General features: G+C 69.4%; 24 protein-coding genes. 7 read left to right on the top strand and 17 right to left on the bottom strand.

Annotated features, from left to right (window positions below):
* Positions 1-166: 166 nt before the first annotated feature.
* Positions 167-1,405 carry an MFS transporter gene (locus U6958_RS30455; RefSeq protein WP_074920626.1) on the bottom strand — a complete coding sequence of 413 codons (1,239 nt, stop codon included), beginning with the start codon at positions 1,403-1,405 and terminating at the stop codon, positions 167-169.
* A gap of 46 nt (positions 1,406-1,451) precedes the next feature.
* Complete coding sequence (locus U6958_RS30450; protein WP_074920623.1) at positions 1,452-1,979, bottom strand: RidA family protein; 528 nt, start codon at positions 1,977-1,979, stop codon at positions 1,452-1,454.
* Between the two features lie 128 nt (positions 1,980-2,107).
* Here U6958_RS30450 and soxR point away from each other — a divergent pair, with 128 nt between their 5' ends.
* Positions 2,108-2,578 (top strand): redox-sensitive transcriptional activator SoxR, encoded by a 471-nt coding sequence (gene soxR / locus U6958_RS30445; protein WP_074920925.1) that lies wholly within the window; start codon positions 2,108-2,110, stop codon positions 2,576-2,578.
* A gap of 28 nt (positions 2,579-2,606) precedes the next feature.
* Here the strand turns inward: soxR and U6958_RS30440 are convergent, their stop codons facing one another.
* Positions 2,607-3,776 (bottom strand): MFS transporter, encoded by a 1,170-nt coding sequence (locus U6958_RS30440; protein WP_016446561.1) that lies wholly within the window; start codon positions 3,774-3,776, stop codon positions 2,607-2,609.
* 314 nt (positions 3,777-4,090) lie between these two features.
* Between U6958_RS30440 and U6958_RS30435 the strand changes: the two genes are divergently transcribed.
* Positions 4,091-4,558: a hypothetical protein gene (locus U6958_RS30435; RefSeq protein ID WP_047218475.1), complete on the top strand. Its 468-nt coding sequence runs from the start codon at positions 4,091-4,093 to the stop codon at positions 4,556-4,558.
* Positions 4,559-4,632: 74 nt separating this feature from the next.
* Here the strand turns inward: U6958_RS30435 and U6958_RS30430 are convergent, their stop codons facing one another.
* Both U6958_RS30430 and U6958_RS30425 read right to left on the bottom strand, forming a co-directional pair.
* Entirely contained in the window at positions 4,633-5,583 is a 951-nt protein-coding gene (locus tag U6958_RS30430) for a diguanylate cyclase (RefSeq protein WP_061287163.1), read from the bottom strand.
* Between the two features lie 116 nt (positions 5,584-5,699).
* Positions 5,700-6,764 carry a serine/threonine protein kinase gene (locus U6958_RS30425; protein ID WP_074920621.1) on the bottom strand — a complete coding sequence of 355 codons (1,065 nt, stop codon included), beginning with the start codon at positions 6,762-6,764 and terminating at the stop codon, positions 5,700-5,702.
* Positions 6,765-6,794: 30 nt separating this feature from the next.
* On the opposite strand from U6958_RS30425, the gene U6958_RS30420 reads away from it, so the two are divergent.
* Positions 6,795-7,547, top strand: coding sequence for a 2'-5' RNA ligase family protein (locus U6958_RS30420; RefSeq protein WP_074920618.1), 753 nt, complete (start codon positions 6,795-6,797; stop codon positions 7,545-7,547).
* On the opposite strand, the gene U6958_RS30415 is transcribed toward U6958_RS30420, so the two are convergent.
* From U6958_RS30415 to U6958_RS30400, 4 genes are all read right to left on the bottom strand, one after another.
* Complete coding sequence (locus U6958_RS30415) at positions 7,548-7,964, bottom strand: organic hydroperoxide resistance protein (RefSeq protein WP_016451896.1); 417 nt, start codon at positions 7,962-7,964, stop codon at positions 7,548-7,550.
* Between the two features lie 67 nt (positions 7,965-8,031).
* Positions 8,032-8,502: a MarR family winged helix-turn-helix transcriptional regulator gene (locus U6958_RS30410; protein WP_016446555.1), complete on the bottom strand. Its 471-nt coding sequence runs from the start codon at positions 8,500-8,502 to the stop codon at positions 8,032-8,034.
* 102 nt (positions 8,503-8,604) lie between these two features.
* Positions 8,605-9,420 carry a crotonase/enoyl-CoA hydratase family protein gene (locus U6958_RS30405; RefSeq protein WP_016446554.1) on the bottom strand — a complete coding sequence of 272 codons (816 nt, stop codon included), beginning with the start codon at positions 9,418-9,420 and terminating at the stop codon, positions 8,605-8,607.
* A gap of 98 nt (positions 9,421-9,518) precedes the next feature.
* Positions 9,519-10,367, bottom strand: coding sequence for a 3-hydroxybutyryl-CoA dehydrogenase (locus U6958_RS30400; RefSeq protein ID WP_016446551.1), 849 nt, complete (start codon positions 10,365-10,367; stop codon positions 9,519-9,521).
* A gap of 157 nt (positions 10,368-10,524) precedes the next feature.
* On the opposite strand from U6958_RS30400, the gene U6958_RS30395 reads away from it, so the two are divergent.
* The gene (locus U6958_RS30395) at positions 10,525-12,117 is read left to right on the top strand and encodes a GMC family oxidoreductase (protein ID WP_074920616.1); all 1,593 of its coding nucleotides are present in this window, start codon (positions 10,525-10,527) and stop codon (positions 12,115-12,117) included.
* 14 nt (positions 12,118-12,131) lie between these two features.
* Here U6958_RS30395 and U6958_RS30390 read toward each other — a convergent pair whose 3' ends face one another.
* From U6958_RS30390 to U6958_RS30355, 8 genes are all read right to left on the bottom strand, one after another.
* Positions 12,132-12,953, bottom strand: a complete 822-nt coding sequence (locus tag U6958_RS30390) for an ABC transporter permease (RefSeq protein WP_017406567.1) — start codon at positions 12,951-12,953, stop codon at positions 12,132-12,134.
* Between the two features lie 6 nt (positions 12,954-12,959).
* The gene (locus U6958_RS30385; RefSeq protein WP_034366837.1) at positions 12,960-13,901 is read right to left on the bottom strand and encodes an ATP-binding cassette domain-containing protein; all 942 of its coding nucleotides are present in this window, start codon (positions 13,899-13,901) and stop codon (positions 12,960-12,962) included.
* Between the two features lie 24 nt (positions 13,902-13,925).
* Positions 13,926-15,209, bottom strand: coding sequence for a GGDEF domain-containing protein (locus U6958_RS30380; RefSeq protein WP_074920613.1), 1,284 nt, complete (start codon positions 15,207-15,209; stop codon positions 13,926-13,928).
* A gap of 62 nt (positions 15,210-15,271) precedes the next feature.
* Complete coding sequence (locus U6958_RS30375; RefSeq protein WP_016446546.1) at positions 15,272-16,768, bottom strand: AMP nucleosidase; 1,497 nt, start codon at positions 16,766-16,768, stop codon at positions 15,272-15,274.
* 3 nt (positions 16,769-16,771) lie between these two features.
* A complete protein-coding gene (locus U6958_RS30370; RefSeq protein WP_016446545.1) occupies positions 16,772-18,844 on the bottom strand; it encodes a bifunctional diguanylate cyclase/phosphodiesterase in 2,073 nt (690 codons plus the stop codon).
* Between the two features lie 210 nt (positions 18,845-19,054).
* On the bottom strand, positions 19,055-19,558 hold the full coding sequence (locus U6958_RS30365; protein WP_208607031.1) for a heme-binding protein: 504 nt from the start codon (positions 19,556-19,558) through the stop codon (positions 19,055-19,057).
* Between the two features lie 157 nt (positions 19,559-19,715).
* Complete coding sequence (locus U6958_RS30360; protein ID WP_016446543.1) at positions 19,716-20,357, bottom strand: response regulator transcription factor; 642 nt, start codon at positions 20,355-20,357, stop codon at positions 19,716-19,718.
* On the bottom strand, positions 20,354-21,892 hold the full coding sequence (locus U6958_RS30355) for a sensor histidine kinase (RefSeq protein ID WP_074920609.1): 1,539 nt from the start codon (positions 21,890-21,892) through the stop codon (positions 20,354-20,356). Before U6958_RS30355 ends, U6958_RS30360 begins: the two co-directional genes overlap by 4 nt.
* An 87-nt stretch (positions 21,893-21,979) precedes the next feature.
* Here U6958_RS30355 and U6958_RS30350 point away from each other — a divergent pair, with 87 nt between their 5' ends.
* The 3 genes from U6958_RS30350 (at position 21,980) to U6958_RS30340 (ending at position 25,403) form a co-directional block, all read left to right on the top strand.
* The gene (locus U6958_RS30350) at positions 21,980-22,990 is read left to right on the top strand and encodes a cation diffusion facilitator family transporter (RefSeq protein WP_074920606.1); all 1,011 of its coding nucleotides are present in this window, start codon (positions 21,980-21,982) and stop codon (positions 22,988-22,990) included.
* Positions 22,987-23,457, top strand: coding sequence for a D-aminoacyl-tRNA deacylase (dtd, locus tag U6958_RS30345; RefSeq protein ID WP_017406418.1), 471 nt, complete (start codon positions 22,987-22,989; stop codon positions 23,455-23,457). The genes U6958_RS30350 and dtd overlap by 4 nt, the downstream gene beginning before the upstream one ends.
* Before the next feature lie 122 nt (positions 23,458-23,579).
* On the top strand, positions 23,580-25,403 hold the full coding sequence (locus U6958_RS30340; protein ID WP_074920603.1) for a dipeptidase: 1,824 nt from the start codon (positions 23,580-23,582) through the stop codon (positions 25,401-25,403).
* The last annotated feature ends 1 nt before the right edge of the window (position 25,404 follow it).

The following is a 25,404-nucleotide window of genomic DNA, read 5'->3' as shown; positions in this document are numbered from 1 at the left end:
ACGGCCTTCCGTCATGCATTTAGCGTGCCAATCCGGTGCAGTGGCGGCTGCGCCCTGCTGGTGCGCTGGCGCATCGGATTGGTGCGTGCGCTGCCATGCGCGGGGCGGAATGCGGCACGCTTGCGGTGCATTCCTGCGCCGCCGTGCCGCAGGTTGGTGCGATGCCCTACGCCCGTGCCTTGGCCTGGCGCGCCAGGCTTCTGTCCCAAGCGACCACGGCCAGCGTGCACAGGCTCAGGGCCAGGCCTGCAACGCTGGCACCCGTCCATCCCCAGTGCAGCCACACCGTCGAGCCCACGGCCGAGCCCAGCGAGGCGCCGATGAAGTACCCCGTCATGTAGACCGCATTGATGCGCGATCGCGCCGAAGGCGCCAGCGCGTAGATCACGTTCTGGTTGCTGATGTGCAGGGCCTGCAGCGCAGCATCGACGATGAGCAGCCCCGCCAGGAACCACCACAGGCTGGTGCCGCCCAGCCACAGCGCCCCCCAGCCCGCCAGCATGAGCAGGCCGCCGGCCAGCGTGGTGCGCTGCTCCAGCCCCCGGTCGGCCAGCCGGCCGGCCATGTTGGCCATGAGGGCGCCGGCCACGCCGACCAGGCCAATGAGGCCGATCTGCGCATCGCCGAACCCGTAGCCCGGCCCGGCCAGCAGCAGCGCCATGGTGGAGAACAGCACGCTCACCGTGGCAAAGCCCATGCCGCCGATCAGCGCCCGGCTGCGCAGGCGCGGCTGCTCGCGCGCCAGCGTGAGCAGGGAGCGCATCACCGCGCCATAGCCGATGCGCTGGGCCGGCTGCGCCAGCGGCAGCGCGCGCCGCAGCAGCAGGGCCACGCCGGCCGTGGCCAGGGCACCGACCCAGTACACGGCATTCCAGCCGCCCAGGTCCGAGAGCACGCCGGCCACGCTGCGCGAGGCCAGGATGCCGATCAGCAGCCCGCTCATGACCAGGCCCACGGCGCGCCCGCTGGCGCCGGGCGCCGCAAAGCTGGCCGCCATGGGCACCAGCACCTGGGCCGCGACCGAGAACAGCCCCGTCATCAGCGTGCCCGCCGCCAGCAGCGCAAAGCTGTGCGCCATGCCGCTGGCCAGCATGCCCAGCGCGGCCAGCAGCATCAGGCCCAGCACCAGGCGGCGGCGTTCCAGCATGTCGCCCAGCGGCACGAGCAGCAGCAGTCCCAGCGCATAGGAGACCTGGGCCATGGTCACCGTCAGCGAGGCACGCGCCTCGCTGATGCCCAGGTCGATGGCGATGGAGTGCAGCAGCGGCTGGTTGAAGTAGTTGGCGCCCGCGCACAGGCCGCAGGCCGTGGCCATGAGCAGCAGGGTGCTCTGGGGCAGCACGGGCGCGGCGGTGGCCTGCATGGGCGGCGAGGGCAGGGCGGGGGCCGGGGAGGATCTGTTCATCGGACGAATGCCTGTGGTATCTGCTGATGGGTGGCAAGCGGATGGCTCAGACCCACAGCGGCGGTCGCGCCGGCTGGGCGGTGGCGGGCAGTGCGGCCACGGCATCGACCTCGATCAGCATGCCGGGCAGGGCCAGCCGGGGCACGGGGATCAGGGTGCAGGCCGGAAAGCGCGGCAGGGTATTGCTGGGGGCGCCATCGCCGGGGGAACCATCTCCCCAATGCAGGCGCACGGCGGCCTGCCAGTCGTTGAAGCGGGCCTCCGAGTGGTCCACGATGAGCAGGGTCAGCTTGACCACCTGGCCCATGTCCGCGCCCGCCGCCTGCAGCGCCAGCTTGAGGTTGGACAGGGCCTGCTGCGCCTGGGCCGCGAAGCTGTCGGGCAAGTCGCCCGCCTGGTTCTCGCCGCCCTGGCCCGAGACGAAGGCCCATTGCGCCGGCCCGTGCACGGTGACCACATGGGTGTAGCCGTTGGGCGTGGCGTCGTAGAGGCCGGCGGGCTGCAGATGGTGCAGTTGCGGGGCCGTGGAAGCGGCGGGCTGTGCCGAGGCGGCTGGAAGTGCGTCGTGTTGCATGGTGGGCCTGGAGTCCGAAAGTGCGCCGGCTGGACCGGTGAGGCTTGCCAGTGTGAAACCTCAACCAAAGTTGAGGTCAAATGCAGGCCTGCTTGGACCTATTTTTCCTGCGCCTATTTTCTGCTGCCATGAATCTGTCTTCTGCCGGTGTCACCGCGTCCGACCATGACGGGCCGGCCATCCTCTCCGTGGGCGAAGTGGCCCGGCGCAGTGGCATCTCCGTCTCGGCCCTGCATTTCTACGAGCGCCAGGGACTGATCGAGAGCCTGCGCACGCCCGGCAACCAGCGCCGCTATGCGCGTGCCGTGCTGCGGCGCGTGGCCGTCATCAGGGTGGCCCAGCGCATGGGCGTGCCGCTGGCCGAGATCGCCGAGGCGCTGCAGGAGCTGCCCAGCGGCCGCACACCCACGCAGGCCGACTGGAGCGCGCTGTCCGCGCGCTGGCGCCATGCGCTGGATGCGCGCATCCAGGGGCTGACCCAGCTGCGCGACCAGATCGACGGCTGCATTGGCTGCGGCTGCCTGTCCCTCAAGGTCTGCCCGCTGCGCAATGGCGGCGATTGCCTGGCCAAGGACGGGCCGGGGCCGCACTTTCGCTGAACAGCCTGCGCTTGGGCGTGAACAGGTCCTAGTGCTTGGGCATGGGCAGCGTGGGCGTGCGCGTGCACATCCAGCACAGCCAGCCGGCCAGCACGCCCATGACGATGCAGTAGGCGACCAGGGCCTCGGTGATGCCGATGTGGTCCGAAAGCCAGCCCAGGCCCAGGATGGGCACGATGGTGCCCAGGTAGCCGACCACCAGGTAGGTGGACAGCAGGCCCGTGCGCGTGGCCGGTGTCGAGACCTTGTTGACGATGGACATGCCCGCCAGGTTGCACAGGCCGTGGCCCGCCGCCGTGGCGATCACGCTGAGCGCGAACAGCAAGGCCGAGCCCGCAAAGCTGTTGACCAGCAGCAGGAGGTTGCAGGCCACCAGGCAGGCAAAGCCCAGAATGGCCGAGCCCTTGGTCGGGCGCGGGCGCGCCAGGTACTGGAAGCCCGCCGAGAGGAACAGGATCACGCCGATGGACAGGCCCGAAACGGCCGGCCCATGCCAGGGCACCATGCGCTGCATGAAGCTGGGCGCCAGCGATGCAAACAGGCTGAACATGCCGAAGGCGCAGAACGCACACATGCCGCCCAGCGCGTAGTGGCGCGCAAAGCGGCGCTCGGGCAGGGTGATGGTGGGCATGAAATCACGCCAGTGCAGCGCACGTGCCTGGGTGGAGGCCAGCTCCGCCGGCTCGGCAATGCGCACCTGGTACAGCGCATAGATGGCCAGCAGGCCCAGCCCCAGCGAGGGGATATAGGCCGTGACCAGCGGCCAGGGCAGCCACTGCGCGATCAGCCCGCCCACCACGGGGCCCAGCCCGAAGCCGAAGGCAATGGTCAGGCTGGTCGTGGCCGCGGCACGCTGCAGGTCGCCCCGGTTGTTGAGCCGGGTCATGCCCACCGAGGCCGAGGTGGTGATCAGCCCCGAAGCCACGCCGATCACCACGCGGCCCAGCGCAAAGCTGGGCACGTTCCAGGCCACGGTGGAGGCCAGCACGCCCAGCGTCATCAGGATCAGCCCGGCGCGCAGCACGGCGACAAAGCCGAAGCGGTCGGTCAGCCGGCCCAGGAACAGCAGGCTGGCCAGCGCGCCGAACATGTACGCCACGAAGATCTGCGTGATGTGGCTGGGCTGCAGCCCCCAGGCCTGCTGGTACAGCGGGTACAGCGGGCTGGCCAGGGCCGTGCCCATGACACCCACGCACATGGAAAAACACACCCACGCATAGGGCGGCCAACGGGTTTGCATAGAAAAAGGGAACGCGAAGAAGACGAAAGCGAGGGAAAGAGGCGCCGCGCAGGCCTTGCGCCCCGAGGCGCCGCGGCACTGTCCGGGAGCGCATGGAATCTGGAATGACCCGCAGGCCAATGGGTGAATTCTAAGAAACCCGCGTGTCCTGGGTGTTTCGCCGCCTCCGAGCCCCTGGCATGCACCCGGGCATACCGCTGGCATCGTGCGCCAGGCGGGCGGGTGTACCCTGTGGCCGTCCCTGTGTTTTCCCCTTGTCCTGAGAGTCCGGCATGCCAGTTCCACCCACCGCCTTCATCACCTGCCCGCCATCGCGCAAGGCGGCTGGTGCCGCGCTTGCCGCCTGCGCGCTGCTGCTGGCCGGTTGCGGCTCGGTAGGCGGCGGCGTGGGCATAGGCATTCCCGTCGGCCCGGTATCGGTGGGCGTCGGGCTGGGCAGCGGCGGGCTGAGCGCCGGTGTCGGCACGGGCGTGGGGCCGCTGGGCGTTGGCGTGGGCGTCAACCAGAGCGGCCAGGTCCTGGGCAGCGCCGGCGTGGGCGCCTCCACGGGCGTGGGCGGCGCGCGGGTGGGTGTGGGCGTGGGCTCGTCCACCGTGCTGCACGACCCGCAGCGCTCCGCCACCCAAACACCGCAGGAGCCCGCACCTGCAGCGCCCTCCCAGACACCCGCCAGCCAGTTGCAATGGCGCGACGCCAGCGGTCAGGTCGTACCGGCCTGCCGCGTCGACGGGCGTTGCTGACGCTTAAGCGTATGCGTCGCCCTGGAAGGTGCGCCTGGCCCAGCCTAGCGCAGCCGCTCAGGGGGTACTTCGGTTCACCCCGCCCAGACGATACGGTCCCGGCCCGCGTTCTTGGCGAGGTACAGGCGCCGGTCGGCATCGGCCAGCAATTGGTCGGCGCTGTTGTCGGGCGAAGGCGCCATGCTGGCCACACCCAGGCTGACGGTCAGCGCATGGCCCAGGGGCGAGGCGGCGTGGGGCAGGTCCAGCGCCCTGAGCGCATCGACGATGCCCTGCGCAACCAGCACCGCGCCGTCCAGCGCCGTATGGGGCAGCAGGCAGACGAATTCCTCGCCGCCATAGCGCGCCAGCAGGTCGCCAGGCCGGTGCAGCGCGCCCTGTATGGCCTGGGACAGCTGGCTCAGGCATTCATCGCCGACCAGATGGCCGTAGTGGTCGTTGTAGGCCTTGAAGTGGTCCACATCGATCATCACCAGCGACAGCGGCTCGCCCAGCCGCTGCAGGCGCATGAACTCGCGCTCCAGCTGGGCGCCGAAAAAGCGCCGGTTGGCCGTGCCCGTCAGCCCGTCGCTGTGCGAGAGCAGCTGCAGCATCTTGCGCTGCTGTGCAATCTCCAGATGCGTGCGCACACGCGCCTTGAGCACGGGCGGGCGAAAGGGCTTGGTCACGAAATCCACCGCGCCCAGGTTCAGTCCCAGTTCCTCGCAATGGGGCTCGGTCAGCGCCGTGAGAAAGATGACAGGGATGTGGGCGGTTTCCAGGTCCGCCTTCAGGCGCCGGCAGACCTCGAAGCCGTCCATCTCGGGCATGCGGATGTCCAGCAGGATGAGGTCGGGCAGGTACTGGCGAGCCAGGGTCAGCGCGTCCTCGCCCGTGTGGGCCATGAGCACGCTGCACAGATCCTTGATCACCTGGCAGATGATGGCGGCGTTGTCCGGGACGTCGTCCACCACAAGCACCTTCTGCCCGGCAGGCAAGGGCTGTAGCGGGTTGGGCAGCGAAGGGGGGAAGGCGGAGTAGGGCATGGCCGGTGGGATTTCGGGCCGAGAATACCCCGGAACCCGCAGCCCTGGATAGGGCGCAGGGGGTGTGGACAATTTGTAAAGATCTCTGTCTTCGGCAGGCAGGCGGCCCGGTGGCCTCAGGCGTATAGAGGCTCTTCCTGCATCGCCTCGATCTGCTCGTTGAGCATGTCCACCTGCCCGCGCCAGTAGTCGGGCGTGCCGAACCAGGGGAAGTTGATGGCAAAGATCGGGTCGTCCTGGCGCCGCGCCAGCCAGGCGCTGTAGTGGATGAGGCGCAGCGTGCGCAGCGGCTCGATCAGGGCCAGCTCGCGGCGGTCGAAGGGGCGGAACTGTTCATAGCCATCCAGCAGGGCCCCCAGCTGGCGCGTGCGCTGGCTGCGGTCGCCCGACAGCAGCATCCACAGATCCTGCACGGCCGGGCCGGTGCGCGCATCGTCCAGGTCCACGAAATGCGGGCCGCCGCGGCCTTCGTCGTCCAGCGGCGTCCAAAGCACGTTGCCGGGATGGCAGTCGCCGTGCAGGCGCAGCGTGCGCGCGCTGTGCAGGCCGAAGTGGCCGGCTGCGCTCAGGCCGTCGGCAGCGGGGGCCATCAGGTCCAGGGCGCGCTGGCAGGCGGCCTTCCAGGTGGATTCCACTTCCAGCGGAATCATTTGCCGGTCCAGCAGCCATTGCATGGAGTCGTGGCCGAAGGTGGCCAGGTCCAGCGCGGGCCGGTGCGCAAACGGACGGGCTTCGCCCACGGTATGGATGCGGGCCAGGAAGCGCCCGGTCCACTCCAGCACCTCGAAGTCGTCCAGCTCGGGCGGACGGCCTCCGCGCCAGGGGCTGACCGAGAAATCAAAGCCCGCGTGGCTGTGCAGCGTGGCACCTGCCAGCACCAGCGGGGGCACGGCAGGCACTTCGGCGGCCGTCAGCTCGGCGCTGAAGGCGTGCTCCTCCAGGATCTGATCGCGGCTCCAGCGGCCCGGGCGGTAGAACTTCAGCACCACGCGTTCGCCGTCCTCCAGCACGGCCTGGTAGACGCGGTTTTCGTAGGAGGCCAGGGCCGTGAGCCGGCCATCGCCCCACAGGCCGACCGAGGCCAGTGCGTCGAGCACGGCGTCGGGCGTGAGCCGGGCATAGGCGTGCGAACCGGCATCGGGGACGGCACTCAGATCAGGATCGTATGGTGTGGCAGACATGGGGCGATTGTCGCCGCGCTGGCTTAAGCTTTGCGTCCGCCCGACAACGCCGATCCGCCCGCCGTGCCGCTGCTGCCCCACTTCCTGCAATCCCATGCCATCGCCAGTGCGGCCGGGCCATCCGACGACTGGAGCGCCTGGCACCTCGGCCGTGGCCGCTATGCGGTCTGGGTGGTGACGATGCAGGCGCTGGCCCCGCCTGTGCGCGACGCCGTGCAAGCCGCCTGTGCGCAGGCACGCCGCTGGCTGGGCGCGGCGCTGGTCCCGCACTGCCAGCGGCAACTGCACGTGACCCTGGCCACCGCGGGCTTTCTGGATGGCGGTGCGCAACTGCCGCAGGCCTACGGCGCGGCGCAACTGTCGCGCGACCTGCTCGCGCTGCAGCACCTGCCGGCCGCGCCGCTGCAGCTGGAGTTCGGTGGCTGGGGAAGTTTCGAGATGGCGCCCTACCTTCAGGTGCGCGACGGCAGGCCGGAAGGCTGCACGCTGCACGGACTGCATGGCGTGCTCGCGCAGACAGGGCCAGGGCTGGCGCTGACCGAGGCGATGCGCCCCTACGTGCCCCATGTGACGCTGGGCGCCTGGAGCGCTGCCTGGCCCCGTGACCAGGTGCTGCAATGGATGAGCGGCCTGCCAATGCAGGAGCACTGGCAGGCCGCCGTGGGCGAGATCGCGCTGGTCAGCTATGCAGCCGATGTGCTGCACGGGCCGTTGACCTGCCACGCCCGCTACGACCTCCTGCGCCGCAGGCTGCACTGGCTGCAGAGGCCGGACTGGGCCTGATCAGGCCAGGGTGATCTGCACGTCGATGTTGCCGCGCGTGGCGTTGGAGTAGGGGCAGACCTGGTGGGCCGCGTCCACCAGGGCCTGGGCGGCGGCCCTGTCCATGCCGGGCAGGCTGACCTTCAGGCGCGCGGCGATGCCGTAGGCGTTGGGGATGGTGCCCAGGTCCACTTCGGCGTCGATGGCCAGGTCCTGGGGCAGGCTGATCTTCTGCTTGCCGGCCACGGCCTTGATGGCGCCGATGAAGCAGGCCGAGTAGCCGGCGGCGAACAGTTGCTCGGGGTTGGTGCCCGTGCCGCTGGTGCCCGGCGAGGACAGGGTCACATCCAGGCGTCCGTCATCGGTGCGCGAGGCGCCGTCGCGGCCGCCGGTGGTGTGGGCACGTGCGGTGTACAGGACTTTTTCGAGCTGGGCCATGGTGTCTTCCTTTTGCAAAGTTGTCCGGCGGTGCGGACGGGTGGAGGAAATCGTCTGCGGGTGGTCGTCAATCGCTGCGGCGCGGCACCAGCCGCTGGCGCAGTGCGCCCAGTTGCTGCGTCAGCGCCTGCAACTCGGGCAGCGTGCACTGCGTGCTCTGCAGCACGCAGGCGGGAATCTTTTCAGCCGCATCGCGCAGCGCCCGGCCTTGCGGCGTGAGCGTGATGCGCACGCGCCTCTCGTCATGCGCATCGCGCACCCGCTCCAGCAGGCCCGCGCCTTCCAGGCGCTTGAGCAACGGGGTCAGCGTGCCCGAATCCAGATACAGCTGTTCGCCGATCTCGGACACGGTCAGGCCGTCGCGCTCCCACAGCACCAGCATCACCAGGTACTGCGGATAGGTCAGGCCGATGCCATCGAGCAGGGGCTTGTACAGCTTGGTCATGGCCAGCGATGCCGAGTACAGCGCAAAGCAGACCTGGTTGTCCAGGCGCAGAAGCTCGGAGCTGTCGAGAGGAAGGGGGTGGCTGCTGGGCATGGGTTGAATTATTGCTGTCAATTAAATTGTGCACAACTTAATTTGAAAAACCCCTTCGGATCGGAAGGTGAAGATCCGCAGGGGTCGAGGGACCGAGGGGGCCTATCGGCCCGTGAAGCGAGCGGGGCGTTTTTCGATGAAGGAGCGCACGCCCTCGGCCGCATCCTCGCTGCTGGCCAGGCGCTGCTGCACGGGAATGAAGTCGGCCACGGCGGCGGCCTGGCCCAGCTCGATGGCCTTGAGCACATTGAGCCGCGTGGCCACCACGGCCTGCGGGGCCTGGGCGGCAATGCGCTCGGCAATGCGCAGCGCCTCGGCCAGCTCCTCGCCGGCCGGCACCACCTTCTGCACGAAGTTCAGGCGATAGGCCTCGGCGCTGTCGAATTCGTCGGCCGTCAGCAGGTGCAGCATGGCATTGCCCACGCCCGCACGTTCGGCCATGCGCAGCGTGGCGCCGCCCGTGGGCATGATGCAGCGCTGCACCTCCAGCTGGGAAAAGCGGCAGTCATCGGCCGCGACCACGATGTCGGCGCCCAGCATCAGCTCGATGCCCACCGTGAAGCAAATGCCCTTGACGGCCACCACCATGGGCTTGGCGCGGCGCCGGTAGCCGACCAGGCCGTAGTCGTGCGGCTCCACCAGGCCTTGCGGGATGGCCTTCCTGCCCGAGCGCAGGTACTCCGCCATCACTGGCAGGTCCAGCCCCGCCGTGAAATGGCTGCCAAACGCATGCAGCACGCCCACGCGCAACTCGGGATCGTCGTCCAGGCGCGTATAGGCCTCGGCCAGTTGCTGGAACATGGGCGGCGTCCAGCCGTTGCGCTTGGCGGGGCGGTTGATGCCGATCAGCAGCACATGGCCGCGCACTTCGCAGCTGATGCAGCCTTCGGGCGGCGGGGTGGGGGTGTTGATGTCCATGCGTGTCTCCTGCGCATGGACCTTAGAGCAGGCCGCTGGAGGGCGCAGTCGCGCAGAAGACGGCCGGCCCGTGCGGGCCGGCAGGCAAAGGCCGTGTATCAGTAGCTGTACACGCCGCGGCCCGTCTTGCGGCCCAGGCGGCCGGCGGCCACCATTTCCTTGAGCAGGGGGCAGGGACGGTACTTGCTGTCGCCGAATTCCTTGAGGTAGACCTCCATCACGGCCAGGCACACGTCCAGGCCGATCATGTCGGCCAGGGCCAGCGGGCCGATGGGCTGGTTGCAGCCCAGCTTCATGCCGGCGTCGATGTCCTCGGCCGATGCCAGGCCTTCGGCCAGCACGAAGAAGGCCTCGTTGATCATGGGCACCAGGATGCGGTTGACCACGAAGCCGGGGGCGTTCTTCACGGTGATGGGGCTCTTGCCCAGGCGCTCGGACAGTTCCTTGACCGTGGCGTGCGTCTCGTCGCTGGTCTGCAGGCCGACGATGATCTCCACCAGCGCCATCATGGGCACGGGGTTGAAGAAGTGCATGCCGATGAACTTGTCGGCACGGCCCGTCACGGCGGCCAGCTGGGTGATGGAGATGGACGAGGTGTTGGTGGCGACGATGACGTCGGCATCCAGCAGGGCGTCCAGCTGCTTGAGGATCTTGACCTTGAGCTCGTAGTTCTCGGTGGCGGCCTCGATGACCAGTTGCGCGCCCTTGAGCGCCGCGTAGTCGGTCGATGTCTTGATGCGGGCCAGGGCGGCGGCCTTGTCGGCCTCGGTCAGCTTTTCCTTCTTGATCAGGCGGTCCAGGCTGCCCGAGACGGTGGCCACGCCCTTCTGGACGGCGGCATCGGAGATGTCCACCATGACCACGTCGATGCCCGATACCGCGCAGGCCTGCGCGATGCCGTTGCCCATGGTGCCTGCGCCGATGATGCCTACGGTTTGAATTGCCATGACTGTCAGTCTCCTCAAACGAACAAAGTGAATGCGAACGTGAATGCGATCCAGCGATCGTAGCGGGATTCGGAGCATCCACCGGGTTTGCCCCGGCTTGCGGCGCCGCGCAGGCGACTGCAACAGTGGATGGCTACACCGCAGGGGAGGGGGAGGCATGCTGGACTACATCGTGATCGGAGGCGGCTCGGCGGGCTCGGTGCTGGCCGGGCGGCTCAGCGAGGATGCGCAGACGCAGGTGGCGCTGCTGGAGGCCGGGCCGGCCGACTCCAGCGTGCTCATCCACTGTCCGGCAGGCATGGCCGCCATGGCCAAGGGCGGGCGCCACAGCTGGGGCCTGTCCACCGTGCCGCAGCCGGGCCTGGGCGGGCGGCGTGGCCACCAGCCGCGCGGCAAGGTGCTGGGCGGCTCCAGCGCGGTCAACGCCATGGTCTATGTGCGCGGCCAGCCGGCCGACTACGACCACTGGGCCGCCCAGGGCAACCCGGGCTGGAGCTGGAGCGAAGTCTTGCCCTACTTCCTGCGCGCCGAGCACAACGAGCGCGGCGCCGACGCCTGGCATGGCACGGGCGGGCCCCTGAACGTGGCCGAGCTGCGCGATCCCAACCCGTTGTCCCGGGCCTTCGTGCAGGCGGGCGTGCAGGCCGGCCATGCGCACAACGCGGATTTCAACGGCCAGGCGCAGGAGGGCGTGGGCCTGTACCAGGTCACCCAGCGCAACGGCGAGCGCCACCACGTCGCCAAGGCCTATCTGGCGCCGCACCGTGCCAGGCCCAATCTGCGCGTGGAAACGGGTGCCCAGGTGCTGCGCATTCTGTTCGAGGGCCGGCGCGCCGTGGGCGTGGAGTACCTGCAGGGCGGTACGGTGCAGCAACTGCACTGCCGGCGCGAGGTGCTGCTCAGCGGCGGCGCGCTGCTGTCGCCGCAGCTGCTGATGCTGTCTGGCGTGGGGCCGGGCGAGCACCTGCGTTCGCTGGGCATCGATGTGGTCCACCATCTGCCCGGCGTGGGCGCCCATCTGCATGACCACCCGGATGTGGTGCTGGTGGTCGATGGCGCGCAGCTGACCGACAGCTTCGGCCTGTCACTGGGCGGTGCGCGCAGATTGCTGGCCGCCGTGGGCCAATGGCGCAGCCAGCGGCGCGGCATGCTGACCACCAACTTTGCCGAGGCGGGCGGCTTCATCCGCAGCAGCCCCGGCGAGGCCGCGCCCGACCTGCAACTGCACTTCGTCGTCGCCAAGCTGGTGGACCACGGGCGCAAGACGGTCTGGGGCCACGGCTATTCCCTGCATGTCTGCGTGCTGCAGCCGGCCAGCCGCGGCAGCCTGCGCCTGGCCAGTGCCGACCCGCTGGCCCTGCCGCTGGTGGATCCGGCCTTTTTCTCCGACGCGCAGGACCTGCGGCGCATGGTGAACGGCGTGCGCCGCGCCCGCGAGATCCTGGCCCAGCCGGCGCTGGCGGCCCTGGGCGGGCGCGAGATGCCGGCCTCGGCCGGCGCGCAGGACGATGCGGGCATCGAGGCCTTCATCCGCAGCCATGCCGACACCATCTACCACCCCGTGGGCAGCTGCCGCATGGGGCCGGGGCCCATGGACGTGGTCGATGCGCAGCTGCGCGTCTACGGCATCAAGGGCCTGCGCGTGGTCGATGCCTCGGTCATGCCGCGCATCGTCAGCGGCAACACCAATGCGCCCACGGTGATGATCGCGGAGAAGGCGGTGGACATGATCCGCGCCGCAGCGCGCTGAAGAACGGCCGGATCTCAGGCCCTGAAGCGCCTGCGCGTCATCGCCAGCGCAAACCAGTAGGCCGCCACCGTGGTGGCGGCCAGCACCAGGCCGTGGCGCAGCGGGTGGGCCGGCCACTCGTCCATGAACAGCGGGCGCACCAGCTCCACGGCATTGGTCAGCGGCAGCCAGTCCGAGGCCAGGCGCACGGCCTCGGGCAGCTGCTCGCGCGGGAAGAACACGCCGGACAGGAACATCATGGGCGTGAGCACCAGGGTGAAGTAGTAGGTGAAGAAGTCATAGCCCTTGGCCAGGGCGTTGAAGATCAGCGCGATGCTGGAGAACATGATGCCCACGCACAGCAGCACGGGCCAGGCCACCAGCAGCCTGGGCGAATGGCTGATGCCCAGCGCCAGCATCACGCCCAGGATGGCGGTGACCGTGAACAGCGCCTTGAAGGCGGCCCAGAGCATCTCGGCCAGCAGCACGCTGTCCAGGCTGATGGGCGCGTTCATGATGCCGTCCCAGGTCTTTTGCACATGCATGCGCGAGAAGGCCGAGTACAGCGCCTCGAAGCTGGCGGCATTCATGGCGCTCATGCAGATGGAGCCGCTGGCCAGGAACAGGATGTAGGGCACCTGCCGGCCCGTGGCCCCCACGGTGACCTCGCCCACCAAGGCGCCCATGCCGTAGCCGAAGGCCACCAGCCACATCAGCGGCTCGGCGATGTTGCCGATCAGGCTGGGCAGGGCCAGCTTGCGCCACACCAGCAGGTTGCGCAGGAACACCGGCCACCAGCGCAGCGACAGGTCGGGCGGGCGCCAGATGCTGGGGGTGTCCGATGCGGGTTCGGTCATGGTGGTTCAGCCGTCGGTTCTGATCTGTCGGCCGGTGAGCTTGAGGAACAGGTCCTCCAGGTTGGCCGGGCGGTGCAGGGTGCGCAGGTGGCTGTGCGCGGCCAGCGCCTGCAGCAGCGGGCGCGCGTCGTGCGTATAGAAGAAGACGGTGTCGCCACTGACCTCGGTGCGCCCGGCCAGTGGGCGCAGTGCCGCGTCATGCGCCAGGCCCAGGGCGCCGTTGCCGTAGGCCTCGACCACTTCGGGCTCCAGGTGCTCGGCGATGAGTTCGCGCGGGCGGCCTTCGGCGATCTTGCGGCCGTGGTCCAGCACCAGCAGCCGGGAGCACAGGCGCTCGGCCTCGTCCATGAAATGCGTGGTCAGCAATATGGCCTTGCCCTGCTGCAGCAGCCACTGCAGACGCTCCCAGATCAGGTGGCGTGCCTGCGGGTCCAGGCCCGTGGTGGGTTCGTCCAGCAGCAGCAGGCGCGGGTCGTTGACCAGGGCGCGCGCCAGGGACAGGCGCCGTTTCATGCCGCCGGACAACTCGCCCGGCCTGGCCGCGGCCTTGTGCGACAGCGCCGCGAAGTCCAGCAGCTGCGGTATGCGGTCACGCATCTGCGCCGTACCCAGTCCGAAGTAGCGCGCGTAGACGCCCAGGTTTTCCGCGCAGCTGAAGTCGGGGTCCAGCGTGTCGTTCTGCGAGACCACGCCCAGCCGCGCCTTGATGGCCAGTGCATCGGCAGGCATGTGCAGCGGCGGCGAGCCGTCTTCGGGGTGGTAGAGAACATGGCCCGCATCGGGTGCCGTCAGGCCCAGGCAGATGCGCAGCGTGGTGGTCTTGCCCGCGCCATTGGGGCCGATCACGCCCAGGCATTCGCCGGGAGCGATGGAAAAGGACAGGTCATCGACCACCGTGGTGTCGCCGTAGCGCTTGCGCAGGTTCAGGGCGTCGAAGAGCGCGGGCATGGAGCGTTTTCCTGGGGTCCGGGGCTAGCGCGCAGGCTTGGCGGCCAGTGCGGGCCTGGCCGGCGCATCCGGCGTCTCCGACGTCTCCGATACAGCAGGCGCATCGGCGCAGGCCTGCTGCTGCGGCGGGCTCAGCCGCACCTGCGTCCAGCAGTCACGCCCGCGGCGCTTGGCAGCGTAGAGGGCGGCATCGGCGGCGGGCAGCAGCATTTCCAGGCGCAGGCCGTCCCAGACCTGGGGCGCGTGGGCGCAGCCGGCACTGAAGCGGACTTCGAAGCCCAGCGTCTGCGTCGAGGCCTGCAGCAGCGCCGACTGCAGCCGGGTGCACAGGGTATCCACACCGTCGTCCGTGGTGTAGAGCAGCAGGCAGAACTCCTCGCCGCCCCAGCGCGCAGCGATTTCGTCACTGCGCAATTGCTGCTGCAGCAGGCGGGCGAAGAGGCACAGCGTACGGTCGCCCGTGGCATGGCCGTATTCGTCGTTGACATGCTTGAAGTGGTCCAGGTCCAGCATCACCAGGGCCAGGGCCTGCCGGTGGCGCTGGGCATGCGCCAGCATGGCGGGGGCGCGCTCCAGCAGGGCGCGGCGGTTGGGCAGGCCGGTGAGCATGTCCTGCAAGGCCATGTCGCGCAGCTGCTGGTTGGTCTCGTCGCGCCAGGCCACCAGCACGGCCACCATCAGCAGCGTGCTGCTCAACGTGACCAGCAGGGCGAATATCTGGTTGGCGCCGCTGTCGGCCGTGAAGCTGGGCAGGAAGGGCGTGGCCAGGGCCAGGTAGCTGCGCACCAGAAGTACCAGCCCCATGAAGACGGCCACGCCGCACATCAGATAGCGCCAGCTGCGTGCCACGGGGCGGCGTGGCGCCAGGCACAGGCCGGCCAGCGCCAGCAGGCTCAGTCCGTGGGCGGCGCTGAACCAGCCGGTGCGCAAGGACAAGTGGGGCAACAGCAGGGTGAAGCCCAGCGGCCCCAGAAAGCACAGCGCGATCAGGCCGCATTCCAGCCAGGGCGGCCGGGGCCCCAGCCATTCGCGCAAGGCGCGCGCCATCTGCCACTGTGCCGATGCCGCGCAGGCTGCTGCGCCCAGCGACAGCAGTTCGCGCGAGAGCAGGCCTTGCGGCAGGCGGCTGGCGATGAGGATGAAGATCCAGGCCCCGGCCTGGATCAGGAAGAAATGCTGGGCATGGCGCGCGGCACCGCTGACGCGCCGCCCCATGGCCAGCGGCAGGGCGGCCGACATGGCCATCATGTTGAGGGCCACGACCGAGGTCATGGAGAAAAAATCCAGGGTGGGCAGCGTGGATGGCATGTGCGTCCCTGGATGGCGGTGCGAAGCGGGGCCCTTGGAAGAAGGTGGCCGGTGGCGGGGCGCTACTGGAACGCCACCTCCGCGAAGCTGCGCAGCTTGCGGCTGTGCAGGCGCTGGGTGCCGCCCTCGCGCAGGATGTCGATGGCGCGCATGCCGATGCGCAGGTGCTGGTCCACGCGCTCGCGGTAGAAGTGGTTGGCCATGCCGGGCAGCTTGATCTCGCCGTGCAGCGGCTTGTCGGACACGCACAGCAGCGTTCCATAGGGCACGCGGAAGCGGAAGCCGTTGGCCGCGATGGTGGCGCTTTCCATGTCCAGCGCTACGGCGCGGCTCTGGCTGAAGCGCAGCTGGGGCAGGTTGTTGGGCAGCAGCTCCCAGTTGCGGTTGTCGGTGCTGGCCACGGTGCCGGTGCGCATGATGCGCTTGAGGTCGGGCCCGTCCATCTGCGTGACGTCAGCCACGGCCTGCTGCAGGGCCAGCTGGATCTCGGCCAGCGCGGGAATGGGCACCCACAGCGGCAGCTCTTCGTCCAGCACATGGTCCTCGCGCACATAGGCGTGGGCCAGCACGTAGTCGCCCAGCTGCTGGCTGTTGCGCAGGCCCGCGCAGTGGCCCAGCATCATCCAGGCGTGCGGGCGCAGCACGGCAATGTGGTCGGTGATGGTCTTGGCATTGGCCGGCCCCACGCCGATGTTGACCATGGTGATGCCGCTGTGGTCGGCGCGCACCAGGTGGTAGGCCGGCATCTGCGGCAGGCGCGGCGGCGGCGTGCCCAGCTCGTCATTGGGCTGGGCCGGCAGGCCGGTGCGGCGCGTGACCACGTTGCCGGGCTCGATGAAGGCCACGTACTCGCTGTCCTCCCGGGCCATCTCGGCGTGGCCCAGGCGGATGAACTCGTCGATGTAGAACTGGTAGTTGGTGAACAGCACGAAGTTCTGGAACCACTCCGGCTGGGTGCCCGTGTAGTGGCGCAGCCGGTGCAGCGAATAGTCCACGCGCGGGGCCGTGAACAGCGACAGCGGCAGGGCCTCGCCCGGCTGGGGGCGCCAGGTGCCGTTGGCGATGCCGTCGTCCATGGCCTCGAGGTCGGGCAGGTCGAACACATCGCGCATCAGCTGCCGGCGCTCGCGCGACAGCGTGCCTTCGATGTGGTCGTTCTCGGCAAACGAGAAGTGGATGGGGATGGGCTTGTCGCTCAGGCCCACTTCCAGCGGCACGCCGTGGCTCTTGATCAGCAGGCGGAACTGCTCGGCGTAGTAGCGCGAGAACAGGTCGGGCCGCGTGAGCGTGGCCTCGTGCGTGCCCGGGCCCTCGACGAAGCCGTAGGCCAGCTGCGTGTCCGCGCGTGACACGGTGGCCGTATGCATGCGCACGAAGGGGTAGTAGGCGTGGACGGGGGCGGCCGGGGTTTCACCGGAGACGAAGCGCTGCATGTTCGTGCGCAGGTGCTCTATCTGCTCGCGGTAGATCTGCTGTACGTGCTCCAGGGCCCGCTGGGGGTCGGTGTGCAAGGTGGCTGCGGCCCGTGAGGCCTGCGAGGGGTTGTGAAGCGAAACCATGGGCTATTGTCGTTGGACTGGATGACTGTTGTGCAACTGCCAGGCGCGCGCTCTGTCGGCCGGCATGGGCGGCGCCACAAGGTACCCCTGCATCATGCCGCAGCCCAGGTCGCGCAAAAGCTCCAATTGGGCAGGTGTTTCCACGCCTTCAGCGACGATGTCCAGATGCAGGCTGTGGCCCATCTGCACGATGGCGGTGACGATGGCCGTGTCGTCCTCGCTATCGGGCACGTCGGCGATGAAGGACCGGTCTATCTTGAGCTGGTTGATGGGGTGGCGGCGCAGATAGGCCAGCGAGGAATAGCCGGTGCCGAAGTCGTCGATGGCCAGGCCCACGCCCAGGGCCTGCAGCGCCTGCAAGGTGTCCTGCACTTGGCCGCTGGTGTGCATCAGCGTGGACTCTGTCAGCTCGATGTGCAGCCAGCGCGCTTCCAGGCCGGTTTCCTCCAGCACCAGGGCCACCTCGCGCGCCATGTTGCGCTGGCGAAATTCCAGCGCGGAGACATTCACGGACAGGGGTACGGGCCGCAGCCCCTCGTCCTGCCACTGGCGAGCCTGGCGGCAGGCCTCGCGCAGCACCCAGTGGTCTATGGCCGAGATCAGGCCGCGCGCCTCGGCAAAGCCGATGAACTCGCCGGGCAGCACCAGGCCGCGCTGCGGGTGGCGCCAGCGCACCAGGGCCTCGAAGCCCGCCAGCCGGCCATCGGCCGTGAAGGTCTGGGGCTGGTAGTGCAGCTCGAACTCTCCGCGCTCCAGCGCGCCGCGCAGTTGCTGCTCCTGCATCAGCATCTGGGTGGCCTGGCCGCCGTGGGCGGGTGCGTAGAACTGCAGGTTGCGCCGGCCGCTGTCCTTGGCCGTATGCGTGGCGCTTTCGGCGCGGTTGAGCAGTTCCTCGGCGCTTTTTCCGTCGCCGGGGTACATGGCGATGCCCATGCATGGCGAGACCACCAGCGGCGTGCCGTCGATGGTGCAGGGTGCCTCGATGATGCGTTGCAGGTGCCTGGCCTGGGTCTCGGTCTCCTGCGGATCGGGATCATCGGTGAGCACGACCACGAATTCGTCGCCGCCCACGCGCGCCACCAGATCATGGGCGCGCACGCTGCCGCGCAGGCGCTGGGCGACCTCGCACAGCAGCAGGTCGCCGGCCTGGTGGCCCAGCGAGTCGTTGATGGTCTTGAAATGGTCCAGGTCGATGAGGAGCACGGCCAGCGTGCGCTGCTTGACCGAGGCCAGCGACAGCGCCTGGCGCAGCATCTGGATCAGGCGCACCCGGTTGGGCAGCTGGGTCAGCTGGTCGTGCTGGGCCAGGAAGTCCATGCGCTCCTGGGCCAGCTGGCGCAGCGTGATGTCGCGCACCAGCACGATGCGGTAGGGCCTGCCCCCGGCCGGCATGGTCTTGGCCTCGATCTCCACGGGAATGCGGTGGCCGTCCTTGTGCTGGAGGGCGCCATCGAAACGGTCCTCGCGGCCGCTGCGCATGTACTGCAGCGCGTAGAGGCGGAATTCCGGGCAGATGTAGTCGAGGATGGGGCGGCCGATCAGCTCGTCCAGCGTGTAGCCGGCCAGGCGGGACAGGGCCTCGTTGCCGTCGATGATGAGGCCGTCGCGGTGCATGACGATGGCCTCGGTCGTGACCTCGGTGAACTTGCGCATGCGCTCTTCGCTGTCACGCACCTTCTGCGCCACATGGTGGTGGTGGCTCACGTCGGTGATCTGCACCACGGCGCCCTGCAGCCGGCCCTGCTCGAAGTGCGGCATCAGCAGCGACTCGATATGGCGAGGCGGGCCGTCCGGCTGGGGCACCTCGCGCTCGTAGCGCACATGCTCGCCGCGCAGGCCGCGCTCCACCTGCGGCGCGATGAGCTGCCACACGGCCTCGCCCACGATCTCGCGCACGGTCTTGCCCACGGCCTCGGCGGGCGTCAAGCCGAAATTGCGTGCGTAGTTGATGTTGGCGAAGCGGCAGCGCAGCGTGCGCGCATCGAAATAGGCCAGCATGGCCGGAGCCGTGTCTGCTATCAGCCGCAACAGCGCATCATCGGGCCCCGTGTCTTGCGCATCGATGTTCTCTGGCATGCGTCCCCCTCGCTGGGGATTTATAGCGGAATCGCAGAGATTTTGATAGCGCTCTTGTGCGAGGGTGAGCGGCCGCTGACGCGTGGGGGCGCGTGCGGCTGTCGGGCATCAGGGGCCGCCGTGGCGGCCTGTCTTTTTTTTGCAGCGCCGCATCAAGGGCAGGCGCGGCCGGGCGCGGTGCGGCGCAGTGTGGTAGCCCTTGCGGGCGCCTTACTTGAGCAGTTCCTGCACCTGGCCCAGCGCGGCCTGGGCGCATTTGTCGTCCAGGTGGCCGCCAGGCGCGCCGCCGATGCCCACGGCGCCGATCACCTCGTTGCCCACCTTCACCGGCAGGCCACCGCCCAGCAGCAGGTAGCCGGGAATATTCACCAGGTTGGCGGCGCCGGGGTTCTTCTGCGCGCCCTCCATGATGGCCAGCGTGCTGTTCTTGGCCGATGCGGCCGTGTAGGCCTTCAGGCGGCTGGCCTCCAGCGTGTGGGGGCCGGCATTGTCGGCACGCTGCACGGCGCGCACGGTGCCGGCGCGGTCCACCACGGTGGCGGTGACGGCATGGCCGTCGGCGGCGCAGGCGGCCACGCTGCGTGCGGCGATCTGGTTGGCCAGCTCCAGCGACATGTTCTTTTCCGTGCGCACGGCATCGGCCTGGGCGGCGGTGGCGATCAGGCCCAGGGTCAGGGCGGCGAGGGTGGCGAGCTTGGTGGCGTGGCGTTGCATGGTCTTCTCCTTGGGGGTCAGGACGGCCCGGGACACAAGCCCGGACGGCATGCATGCACTGTAGAAAATGCCGTCGCCGCGCACCATTCGGACGGTTACGCGCGCCGCTGCGTAGAAATACGGAGAAGCCAGGCGCGCTGGGCGCGGCGGTGGAGCTTCAGGCGCCTGCCGCCGGATCGGCCAGGCTGGCGTAGCGGCGTATGAGCTGCGCCAGGCTGGGCGCATCCAGCTTGGCGAACAGGTTGGCGCGGTGCGTCTCCACCGTGCGGGGCGACAGCTCCAGGCTGCGGCCTATCTCCTTGTTGGTCAGCCCCTGCACGATCAGCCCCAGCACCTCGCGTTCGCGCGCGGAAAGCTGCGCAAAGCGCTGCTGGGCATCGCGGTCGGCCTGCTGGCGTTCGCGCGACTGCACATGCTGGCGTACGGCGCTTTGCAGCGCATCGATCAGCACTTCGTCGTCCACGGGCTTTTCCAGGAACTCGGCCGCGCCGGCCTTGAAGGCGCGTCGGCACATGTCCACCGTGCCATGGCCGGTGAGCATGATCACGGGCTGGTCCACACCCTGCTCCATCAGCCGGCCCAGCAGGGCCAGCCCGCCGATGCCGGGCATGCGCACGTCCAGCACGATGGCGCCTATGCCCTGGCGGTCCAGCCCGTCGAGAAAGGCCAGCGGATCGGCCCAGCACTGCACGCGCAGGCCCACGGTACCGATCAGCAGGGCCAGGCTGTCGCGCACGGCCTCGTCGTCATCGACCAGATGGATCAGCGGGGACAGGTCTTGGGCGGGCGCGGCAGTCATGGGGTCGGTGGTTCCTGAGGGGCGTTGGGTACGGCAGGTGCCGGGCCATGGGCCGCAGGCAGCAGCAGCTCGAAGCGCGCTCCGCCTTGCGGCGGGGTGGCGGCGGATGCGGCCAGCTCCAGGCTGCCGCCCATGGATTCGGCCAGGCTCTGGCTGAGCGTCAGGCCCAGTCCCAGGCCCTGGGCGCGGCCCGTGGCAAACGGGGTGAACAGGCGCTGGCGCATCTCGGGCGCCACGCCGGGGCCGCTGTCGTGCACGGCCACCATCAGGCGGCTGTCGCGGCGTGCCAGCTCCACCCGCAGATGGCGGGCTGCGGGCGGCTGCTCGTCCATGGCCTGCAGTGCATTGACCAGCAGGTTGTGCAGTATCTGCTGCACCGCCACGGGGTCGGCCTGGGCGGCGGGCAGATCGGCGGCCTGCACCATGACCTGAACCTGGCGGCGCCGCAGCTCGGGCTCCAGCAGATACAGCGCCTCGGCAACGGCCTGGCCCAGATCCAGCGGCTCGGCCTGGGGTGCCAGCCCCGGCCGCTCCACCAGGCGGCGCAGCCTGCCCACCACGGCCGATGCGCGCTTGGCCTGCTCGGCAGCCTGCCCCATGGCCTGGCGTGCGGCGTCCAGCTCGGGCGGGTCCTCGGCCAGCAGGCGGCGCGCGGCCTGGCTGTTGGACAGCACGGCCGTCAGCGGCTGGTTCAGCTCATGCGCCATGCCTGCGGCCAGCTCGCCCAGCGTATTGAGCCGTGCCACCTGGCCCAGCTGCAGCAATTGCTCGGCGCGGCGGCGGGCCACGCGCTGGCGCAGCAGGGTGCGCAGCGCGCCCACCGCCAGCGCGCAGCCCAGGGCCCAGCCCAGCATGGCCGTCCAGGGCAGTACCGAGGCGTCCAGCGGCTGGCGCAGGTACAGCACCAGAGGCTGGCTGGGCGAGGCCAGGGTCTTGCTCACCTCCCACGACCATGTGTTCCAGCCGTGCGCGGCGGCCCGGCCCGGCTGGATCACGAATTCCTGCCCGCCCAGGGCCAGCCATGCGCGCACCGGGCTGGTGGCGGGCGGCAGCGGCCACTCGTCGGCGGGAATCGTGGCGCGCAGGTCCAGCAGCAGCGCGTAGCTGGCCGGCAGCCCGGCCTGCACCAGGTACAGGCGGCCCCGGACCAGGTCGGCCAGGGCCAGTTCGGCCTGGCCGCTGGCCTGGGAGCGGCGCTCGGCCTCGGCCATGCCGGGCGGCCAGGTCTCGGGCCAGGGCTCGCCTGCGGTGGCCGCGCGGCGCGCCACATCCAGCACCTGGGGATACAGGCGCTGCAGCTGCCTCCATGGCGCCTGGCCGGATGCGGGTTGGCGCGGCTGCAGCAGGGCCAGCGTGCCCAGAACGGCGTCGTGCTGCACCATGCGCTGGCTCAGCAGCCGGTGGGCAATGCGGGCATCGGTGTCGAAGACCTCGCGCAGCGACTGCAGGCGCTTGTGCGCCAGCCACGCCGCGCCACAGCCTGCGGCCAGGGCCCAGGCCAGCACCCACCCCGCTGCTCGCTGCCATCCATTCATGGCGCGGATTCTGTCATGCGGCTCGCACACGCGGTGGGCACGCGGTGGTCTAATCCGGAGCACCCCCCCCACGTACCGCAGCGCAGCATGGCCGAACCCACTCCCCCTACTGCCAACGCTCCCGCCCCCGCTTCCGCGGCCGGCTGGATGGCGCCGCACAGCCTGCTGCGCATCTCGGTGGCCGTGGCCCTGCTGACCATCGTGCTCAAGACCCTGGCCTGGTGGCTGACGGGATCGGTGGGCCTGCTGTCGGATGCGCTCGAATCCTTCGTCAACCTGGCGGGCGCCGTGTTCGCGCTGACCATGGTCACCATCGCCAAGCGGCCGGCGGACACCGACCATCCCTATGGGCACCACAAGGCCGAGTACTTCTCTGCGGGCTTCGAGGGCATCCTGGTCATCGGAGCCAGCCTGGCCATTGGCTGGGCGGCGCTGGCGCGGCTGTGGAACCCGCAGCCGCTGGAGCAGCTGGGCTGGGGCCTGGCGCTGTCCGTGGCCAGCTCTGCCCTCAACGGCCTGCTGGCAGTGGCCATGCTGCGTTCGGCGCGCCAGCACCGCTCCATGGCGCTGGAGGGCGATGCCCGCCATCTGCTCACCGATGTCTGGACCTCGGCCGGCGTGGTCATCGGCCTGATGGGCGCAGCGCTCACAGGCTGGCTGTGGCTGGACGCGGCCGTGGCCATAGGGGTTGCGATCAACATCTGCGTGCAGGGCGCGCAACTGGTCTGGCAGTCTTCCCAGGGCCTGATGGACCAGGCCCTGGACGCGCCCGAGCGCCTGCGCATCGACGCCGTTCTGGACCGCCATGCGCACCGCGCGCATGGCGTGGTCTTTGACAACATCTCCAGCCGGCGCGCCGGCGAGCGCAGCTTTGCCGACCTGCACATGCATGTGCCCGGCGACTGGAGCGTGGCCCGCGCCGCCCGGCTGCGCACCGAGATAGAGGCCGAACTGCTGCAGGCCGTGCCCGGCCTGTACGCGCGCATAGAGCTGCTGCCGCTGGGCATGCAGACCGCCATGGAAGCCGCCATCGAGGCGGCAGGCCAGACAGACACTTCTTCCCCATCCACCGACAAGAACCCGAACCCCGAACCATGATCAGCATCCTGCAGCGCGTGCAACAGGCCCGCGTGGAAATCGATGGCCAGGTCGCCGGCAGCATAGGCCCTGGCCTGCTGGCCCTGGTCTGCGCAGAGCGCGGCGACACCGAAGCCGAGGCCGACAAGCTGCTGGCCAAGATGCTCAAGCTGCGCATCTTTGCCGACGACGCGGGCAAGATGAACCGCAGCGTGCAGGACCTGGACGGGCAGGGCGCCTGCGGCGGCCTGCTCATCGTCAGTCAGTTCACGCTGGCGGCCGACACCGGCGGCGGCAACCGCCCCAGCTTCACGCGCGCCGCGCCACCGGCCGAGGGCGAGCGCCTGTACGACTACATCGTGCAGCGGGCGCGCGCCCTGCACCCGGAAGTCGCCACGGGCCGCTTCGGCGCCGACATGCAGGTGCACCTGCTCAACGACGGGCCCGTGACCATCCCGCTGTCGATAGCTCCGGCCACCGCGGCATAGCGCGCCGCAGACCTGCTGTTCTGGGGCGGATTCTGGCGCGATCTGCGAGCGCGGCCTGGTCGGAACATGCCTGCAAAGCCCGTATTCTTGCGGCCTCAGCATTCATCGACAGACCGACGACCATGAAGAACCATCCGTTCAAAGCCTCCACCCTGGCCCTTGCCATGAGCATGGCCCTGGCGTGGAGCGGCGCGGCCGGCGCCGACACCCTCAGGAAGCCCGCGCTGGACGCGCTGGCCCAGGCCCAGCCGGCACCCACCGACTTCGCCAGCTTCCTGAAGCAGGCCGCGGCCGCGCAGCCTGCCATCGCCCAGGCCGTGCAGCGACATGCGGCAGGCCAGGCGCTTGCGGGGGAGGACCTCGACCACATCGCCCGCCTGCTGGGCCTGTACACGCGGCTGACGCAGGAGCGGGCCGTGCTGGCCAGCATCGAGCGCATGGTCGCCCTGCCCACGGTGCGCGATGCCAAGGTGCCGCCGCACGAAAGCCCGGCCATCCTCGCCTTCGGCGAACTGGTGCAGCAGATGGCCAGGGACTTCGGCCTGCAGTACCGCAACGTGGACAACCGCATCTTCGAAGTCACCCTGCCTGCGAACGCAGCGAACGCGGGCACCGATGAATTCGGCATCCTCACCCATGCCGACGTCGTACCTGCCGTGGCCGCCGAATGGGTGCTGGACGGCAAGCAAATCAACCCATTCGAGGTTACCTTTGTGCCCGGCAACAGCGGGATCACCCTGATGAGCCATCCCCCGGTGCTTGTCCCACCCATGCCTGATCGGATCTACGGGCGCGGCACCATCGACGACAAGGGCTCCATCGCCACCGTGCTGTTCGCCATGAAGGCCGTCAAGGACAGCGGCCTGCCCCTGTCGCGCGGCATACGCCTCATGATCGAGACCACCGAGGAAACCGGCGGCGACGCCATGAAGTACTACCAGGGCAAGACCACGCTGCCTGCCTACAACATCGTGCTGGACAGCAAGTACCCGGCCGTCGTCGCGGAAAAAGGCTCGGGCGCGCTCAAGGCCGTGTTCGACGACGTGAAGACCGACCCCGCCCGCCCGGCCATCACCGCCATGGCCGGCGCCGCCTCGGCCAACGCCATTGCCCAGACCGCCACGGCCACCATCACGGCCAGCGACGAAGCCGCCATTGCCGCCATCGCCGCGCGCCTGCAGGCGGCCAAGGGTGACTTCACCACCAGTTATGCCGGGCAGGGCGGACCGTTCACCATCGACATACAGCACAGCGGCGCGACGGCCACCGTCAAGGTCACGGGCACCTCGGCCCACGGCTCCCGCCCCGAGGAAGGCGTCAACCCCGTGCCGCGCCTGACGCTGTTCCTGCAGCAGGTGCTCATGCCCACCGATGGCGTGGCCCTGGTCCAGCCCAATGCCTACAGCAACGCCCTGCGCTACATCAACGGCGCCTTCGGCCTCGACTACTTCGGCAAGCAGCTGGGCGTTGCCTATGCCGACGACTTCATGGGCCCGCTGACCCTGTCGCCCAACCTCATCAAGGCGGCCGACGGCAAGCTCGAAGTCACCACCAACGTGCGCATGCCGCGCGGCAAGACGCCCGAGCAGCTGCGCACCGAAGTCGAGCAGCGCATCACCCGCTGGAGCGAGGCCGCCAAGGTTCCCCTCACCCTGCAGTACACCCAGGGCAACTGGATGGCGCGCGATCCCAAGGGCGCCTGGCTGTCCACCCTGCTCAACATCTTCGGCGACACCACGGGCCTGGACGCCAAGCCCGTGCCCACGGCCGGCAGCACCACGGCCAAGCTCATGCCCAACGCCATCAACTTCGGCCCCGCCATGCCCGGCAAGAAGTACACGGCGCACAACGCGCTCGAATACAAGGAACTGCCCGACCTGCGCGCCGACATGCAGATGTTCACGGAAATGCTGGTGCGCATCGGGAATCTGAAGCAGATGCAGTGAC

This window comes from Delftia lacustris, assembly GCF_040267515.1.
Taxonomy (GTDB): Bacteria; Pseudomonadota; Gammaproteobacteria; order Burkholderiales; family Burkholderiaceae_C; genus Comamonas; species Comamonas tsuruhatensis.
Note: the sequence above shows the minus strand (reverse complement) of the source record. Positions and strands in the feature narration are given on the sequence as shown.

Coding starts and splice junctions, on each gene's coding strand:
- U6958_RS30455 (WP_074920626.1), bottom strand. CDS start 1,405: ATGAACAGATCCTCCCCGGCCCCCGCCCTGCCCTCGCCGCCCATGCAG.
- U6958_RS30450 (WP_074920623.1), bottom strand. CDS start 1,979: ATGCAACACGACGCACTTCCAGCCGCCTCGGCACAGCCCGCCGCTTCC.
- soxR (WP_074920925.1), top strand. CDS start 2,108: ATGAATCTGTCTTCTGCCGGTGTCACCGCGTCCGACCATGACGGGCCG.
- U6958_RS30440 (WP_016446561.1), bottom strand. CDS start 3,776: ATGTGCGTGGGTGTCATGGGCACGGCCCTGGCCAGCCCGCTGTACCCG.
- U6958_RS30435 (WP_047218475.1), top strand. CDS start 4,091: ATGCCAGTTCCACCCACCGCCTTCATCACCTGCCCGCCATCGCGCAAG.
- U6958_RS30430 (WP_061287163.1), bottom strand. CDS start 5,583: ATGCCCTACTCCGCCTTCCCCCCTTCGCTGCCCAACCCGCTACAGCCC.
- U6958_RS30425 (WP_074920621.1), bottom strand. CDS start 6,764: ATGTCTGCCACACCATACGATCCTGATCTGAGTGCCGTCCCCGATGCC.
- U6958_RS30415 (WP_016451896.1), bottom strand. CDS start 7,964: ATGGCCCAGCTCGAAAAAGTCCTGTACACCGCACGTGCCCACACCACC.
- U6958_RS30410 (WP_016446555.1), bottom strand. CDS start 8,502: ATGCCCAGCAGCCACCCCCTTCCTCTCGACAGCTCCGAGCTTCTGCGC.
- U6958_RS30405 (WP_016446554.1), bottom strand. CDS start 9,420: ATGGACATCAACACCCCCACCCCGCCGCCCGAAGGCTGCATCAGCTGC.
- U6958_RS30400 (WP_016446551.1), bottom strand. CDS start 10,367: ATGGCAATTCAAACCGTAGGCATCATCGGCGCAGGCACCATGGGCAAC.
- U6958_RS30395 (WP_074920616.1), top strand. CDS start 10,525: ATGCTGGACTACATCGTGATCGGAGGCGGCTCGGCGGGCTCGGTGCTG.
- U6958_RS30390 (WP_017406567.1), bottom strand. CDS start 12,953: ATGACCGAACCCGCATCGGACACCCCCAGCATCTGGCGCCCGCCCGAC.
- U6958_RS30385 (WP_034366837.1), bottom strand. CDS start 13,901: ATGCCCGCGCTCTTCGACGCCCTGAACCTGCGCAAGCGCTACGGCGAC.
- U6958_RS30380 (WP_074920613.1), bottom strand. CDS start 15,209: ATGCCATCCACGCTGCCCACCCTGGATTTTTTCTCCATGACCTCGGTC.
- U6958_RS30375 (WP_016446546.1), bottom strand. CDS start 16,768: ATGGTTTCGCTTCACAACCCCTCGCAGGCCTCACGGGCCGCAGCCACC.
- U6958_RS30370 (WP_016446545.1), bottom strand. CDS start 18,844: ATGCCAGAGAACATCGATGCGCAAGACACGGGGCCCGATGATGCGCTG.
- U6958_RS30365 (WP_208607031.1), bottom strand. CDS start 19,558: ATGCAACGCCACGCCACCAAGCTCGCCACCCTCGCCGCCCTGACCCTG.
- U6958_RS30360 (WP_016446543.1), bottom strand. CDS start 20,357: ATGACTGCCGCGCCCGCCCAAGACCTGTCCCCGCTGATCCATCTGGTC.
- U6958_RS30355 (WP_074920609.1), bottom strand. CDS start 21,892: ATGAATGGATGGCAGCGAGCAGCGGGGTGGGTGCTGGCCTGGGCCCTG.
- U6958_RS30350 (WP_074920606.1), top strand. CDS start 21,980: ATGGCCGAACCCACTCCCCCTACTGCCAACGCTCCCGCCCCCGCTTCC.
- dtd (WP_017406418.1), top strand. CDS start 22,987: ATGATCAGCATCCTGCAGCGCGTGCAACAGGCCCGCGTGGAAATCGAT.
- U6958_RS30340 (WP_074920603.1), top strand. CDS start 23,580: ATGAAGAACCATCCGTTCAAAGCCTCCACCCTGGCCCTTGCCATGAGC.